Below are 2,183 nucleotides of genomic sequence, written 5' to 3'. Positions count from 1 at the left end.
TTTATCTCGAGTGACAATATATTGTTGCGTGGTCTATGCATATATATATCATTGCCGATAAGGTTAATAACCTTACGCCTGCAAGGTTAATAACCTTAAGGCCGTAAGGTTATTAACCTTATCAGGGATGCAAACGTATTCATATCCTATGGCAAACGGTTTCACCCACTTCATTTAATAATATACTTCAGGAATAATATATTATTATGCGTCACTCCATATTTCTGATGAACCAATAGAAATCAGTGGTCATCCGTGTCCTCCGCATTTTCCGTGTGAAGACAATCAACAATCAGAAACTTGCGTAGCTGGATGAGCTTGCGAATAATCAGTCATCATCAATCAGTCATCAATCATCAGTCATCATTAATCAGTCATCAATCATCAAGAACTTGCGTAGCTTGATGAACACCGCTGAAAATATATAATGTGTGAATAATCATCAATCAGTCATCAATAATCGAAACTTGTATCCTAACCCCGTCCGCCTGCGGACCTCCGTTTAAATTCCGTTTAAATTCCGATGATTCATGTTCTCGCACCCCGTCTGCTTGCTGACCTCCGTGTCCTCCGCATTTTCCGTGTGAAGACAATCAACAATCAGGAACTTGCGTAGCTGGATGAGCTTGCGAATAATCAGTCATCATCAATCAGTCATCAATAATCAGTCATCATTAATCATTAATCATTAATCAGTCATCAGACACTTGCTTTAGCTTGATGAACACCGCTGAAAATATATAATGTGTGAATAATCAATCATCTGTAATCAATTATAATGTCAACAGGAACATCAAACAATAATAAACGCATAGCAAAGAATTCTTTATTGTTATATGTCAGAATGCTCTTAACAATGGGCATATCACTTTATACAAGTCGTGTCGTTTTAAGCACTTTGGGCTTTAGTGATTATGGCATATATAATGTGGTTGGTGGATTTGTCGCTATGTTTAGTTTCGTCAATGGCTCTATGACAGCTGCCACACAGAGATTCTTTACTATAGAGTTAGGAAAAAATGGAGATATAGGAACTGTATTTAATACGAGTCGGGCAATACATGGACTTTTAGCCTTAGTGACACTTGTATTATGTGAAAGTGTAGGGCTATGGTTCTTTTATAATAAAATGCAAATTCCGCCAGAGAGGATGTCGGCAGCATTTTGGACTTTACAGTGTTCCATATTGGCTACGCTTGTAGTCATTATAAGTGTTCCATACAATGCTGTTATTGTTGCTCATGAAAAAATGTCAGCATTCGCATATATATCGTTGCTGGAAGTTATACTAAAATTACTGATAGTATTTTTAGTATCCTGGCAAAAATATGACTATTTGATAGTGTATGCGATCTTAATGCTTTTAGTTCAAATTGCAATTAGACTTTGTTACAGTGTATATTGTAAGAGAAATTTTTCAGAAACAAAGCTGCCTTTTAACGTTAATAAGAAACTATTCTACCAAATGTTACATTTTGCAGGATGGACAATGGGAGGAAATCTTGCAATGATGACTTATACACAAGGCTTAAATGTTTTGTTGAATATCTTCTTTGGCCCTGTTGTAAATGCGTCAAGGGGTATTGCAGTCCAGGTACAAAATGCAATAATTGGTTTTTGTTCGAATTTTATGGTTGCAGTGAAACCCCAGATAACGAAGACTTTTGCGCAAAATGATTTAAATAGAATGCATTATTTAATTGCTTTATCTTCGAAATTTTCTTTTTATATGATATTGTGCGTTTCAATGCCCTTGATACTTAGTGTAAAATTTATTTTAAATTTATGGCTAGGTAATGTTCCTGCGTATACAGAAGTCTTTTTGGTGATAATATTATGCTCTTCTATGATCAGGTCATTGGCTGAACCAATTATAACATCTATACATGCAACAGGAAATATAAAGAAATTCCAGTTAGTAGAAGGATGTTTATTACTATGCATTTTGCCTGTATCTTATTGCGTTTTATTGCTTAAATATCCTCCTTATTCTGTATTTATTGTGCATTTGCTTTTTGAGATTATTACACAAGCAGCGAGGGTGTTTATTGTTTTACCACAGATAAAGATGAGCATAAAAACATATCTAAGTCGAGTTGTTGTTCCAGTTGTAATAGTCTCTTTTATATCACCGATTATTCCAATTTGTTTCAAAAATCAAATTGTGATATCGACATTCCATA

1 protein-coding gene is annotated in these 2,183 nt (G+C 34.8%); it reads left to right on the top strand.

The window, feature by feature from the left end; translation table 11 throughout:
* Positions 1–778 precede the first annotated feature (778 nt).
* On the top strand, positions 779–2,183 hold a 1,405-nt coding region (locus tag CIL02_RS15940; protein ID WP_141210278.1), incomplete at its 3' end, for a lipopolysaccharide biosynthesis protein.

Source organism: Prevotella sp. P3-122, from assembly GCF_002251365.1.
GTDB lineage: Bacteria > Bacteroidota > Bacteroidia > Bacteroidales > Bacteroidaceae > Prevotella.
This window is presented reverse-complemented; position numbering and strand designations above follow the sequence as displayed.